This window comes from Nodularia sp. LEGE 04288 (assembly GCF_963896525.1).
GTDB lineage: Bacteria > Cyanobacteriota > Cyanobacteriia > Cyanobacteriales > Nostocaceae > Nodularia.
Map to the genome: position 1 here is coordinate 1 of NZ_CAWQOY010000070.1, position 2,514 is coordinate 2,514.

2 protein-coding genes are annotated in these 2,514 nt (G+C 45.7%); both read left to right on the top strand.

All coding sequences use genetic code 11. From position 1 onward, the window contains the following. The first annotated feature begins 181 nt into the window (after positions 1-181). Positions 182-1,207, top strand: a complete 1,026-nt coding sequence (gene plsX, locus AACX33_RS05280; protein WP_193997188.1) for a phosphate acyltransferase PlsX — start codon at positions 182-184, stop codon at positions 1,205-1,207. A gap of 118 nt (positions 1,208-1,325) precedes the next feature. Beyond that, positions 1,326-2,318, top strand: a complete 993-nt coding sequence (locus AACX33_RS05285) for a beta-ketoacyl-ACP synthase 3 (RefSeq protein WP_193997187.1) — start codon at positions 1,326-1,328, stop codon at positions 2,316-2,318. Positions 2,319-2,514 lie beyond the last annotated feature (196 nt).

Sequence of the window (2,514 nt, forward strand, 5' to 3'; positions counted from 1 at the left end):
CCCCCTTTCCTCTTCTTCCCTGCCCCCCTGCTTCTTCCCACTCCCTGACAATTCGTGCTATGTTGAACTGTCCGCTAAAATATGTTGCAATAGCGACATGACTAATACGGTAGTCAGAAAGTTCCGGTTTTTCAGCAAAGCCATCTGGTAAAATTTGTAAGGTTTCTAATAGCTCTAAGCAATGGGATCGACTTGCGTAAGGATAGCAATTGACGCAATGGGAGGGGATCATGCACCCGGTGAAATCGTTGCTGGCGCACTGCGCGCAAGTGAAGAATTGGGTGTGAAAGTATTACTAGTTGGTGATCCCCAACAAATTGCAGCTGCCCTGCCCCCAAAAACCAATTTGGAGCGGGTAGAGATCGTTCCTGCTGAGGAAGCGATCGCAATGGATGAGGAGCCTTTGAATGCAGTTAGACGCAAACGCAAGGCTTCTATTAATGTGGCAATGAATTTAGTCAAGCAGCAACAGGCAGATGCCGTGTTTTCTGCGGGACACTCTGGGGCAGCTATGGCAGCAGCTTTGCTTCGCCTCGGACGATTGCCAGGAATTGACCGCCCTGCCATTGGCACGGTTTTTCCCACAATCAAAGCTGGAAAACCAGTACTGATACTTGATGTTGGTGCCAATGTAGACTCCCGCCCTAAGTTTTTAGAGCAGTTTGCTGTCATGGGGTCAATATATAGCCAGTATGTCTTGGGTGTTCCCAAACCTGACGTAGGTTTGTTGAATATTGGTGAAGAAGATACTAAAGGGAATGAAGTAGCACTGCGCGCCCACCAACTACTCAGGGAAAATTCCCAAATTAATTTTATTGGTAATGCTGAAGGGCGTGATGTCCTTTCCGGTAACTTTGATGTGATTGTCTGCGATGGCTTTGTGGGCAATGTGTTATTAAAATTTGCCGAAGCAGTGGGTGAAGTGATTTTGCAAATCTTACGGGAAGAATTACCCCAAGGATTGCACGGTCAAATCGGGACAGCAATTTTAAAACCTAACCTGAAGCGAGTTAAACAGCGCATGGATCACGCAGAACATGGTGGGGCTTTGCTTTTAGGCGTTGCCGGAGTCTGTTTTATTGGTCACGGTAGCTCTCAAGCTCCTTCTATTTTTAATGCCATTCGTATGGCAAAAGAAGCTGTAGACAATCAGGTGCTGCAAAGACTTCAGTCCCAATATGAAATTCTACAGCAGGAAACCAGTTAGGAATTAGCCACAAAACTAGCGATCAATAGCTGGAAAAAGTCATTGGTCAATAGGAAAGGACTAATGACTAATGGCTGATGACTAATGACTAAAATGCTTATAGCTGGGGAGAGTAGGAGTGGAAAAGTTAGGCATAGCAATTACAGGAAGCGGCTCGGCAGTCCCAAAAAGTTCCCTCACTAACCAGGCGATGAGTGAAGTGGTGGAAACTTCAGACGAGTGGATTGCTACCAGAACCGGAATTCGTCAACGGCGTTTGGCACTACCATCTGAGTCTTTGACTATGCTTGCTACTGCTGCTGCTAGTCAGGCGATCGCATCTGCCGGAATTAAAGCCACAGACCTGGACTTGATTTTGCTGGCGACATCCACCCCTGATGATTTATTTGGCAGTGCTTGTCAAATTCAGGCTGAATTAGGAGCAAAAAACGCAGTAGCTTTTGATTTGACAGCTGCTTGCTCTGGTTTTGTATTTGGGTTAGTCACAGCTGCCCAATATATCAAAACAGGTGTCTATCAAAATGTACTGTTGATTGGGGCAGATATCCTCTCTCGCTGGGTAGATTGGCAAGATCGGCGGACTTGTGTTTTATTCGGCGATGGTGCTGGGGCGGTAGTATTGCAAGCGAATCAAAGCGATCGCCTATTAGGATTTTCCTTAAAAAGCGATGGTACGCAAAACCGTTACCTCAATCTTGCTTATGCCCCCTCTGCCCAAGAATTGCTCCCAGATGTCAATATCACCAAAGGCACTTACCAGCCCATAACCATGAACGGCAAAGAAGTCTACCGCTTTGCAGTCCAAAAAGTCCCAGAAATTATTGATAAAGCATTATTTCAAGCTAATCTCACTGTTGACCAAATAGATTGGCTAGTATTACATCAAGCAAATCAGCGGATTATTGATTCCGTTGCCCAGCGCCTAAATATTCCAGAAAACAAAGTAATTAGCAATCTTGCCAATTACGGCAATACCTCCGCCGCCTCTATTCCCCTAGCGCTAGATGAAGCCGTGCGCCAAGGCAAAATTAAACCTAATGACATCATCGCTGCATCTGGCTTTGGTGCCGGACTCACTTGGGGCGCAGCCATCTTTCAATGGGGAAGATAAGAGGCAGGGGGCAGAAAGAGGCAGGGGAGCAGGGAGCAGGGAGCAGGGGGGAAAAGATTGTGACTTCCCAATGACAAATGACAAATGACAAATGACAAATGACAAATGACAAATGACAAATGACAAATGACAAATGACAAATGACAAATGACAAATGACAAATGACAAATGACAAATGACAAATGACAAATGACAA

Bases quoted from the DNA above. Each gene is read 5' to 3' on its own strand.
- plsX (WP_193997188.1), top strand. From the start codon at position 182: ATGGGATCGACTTGCGTAAGGATAGCAATTGACGCAATGGGAGGGGAT.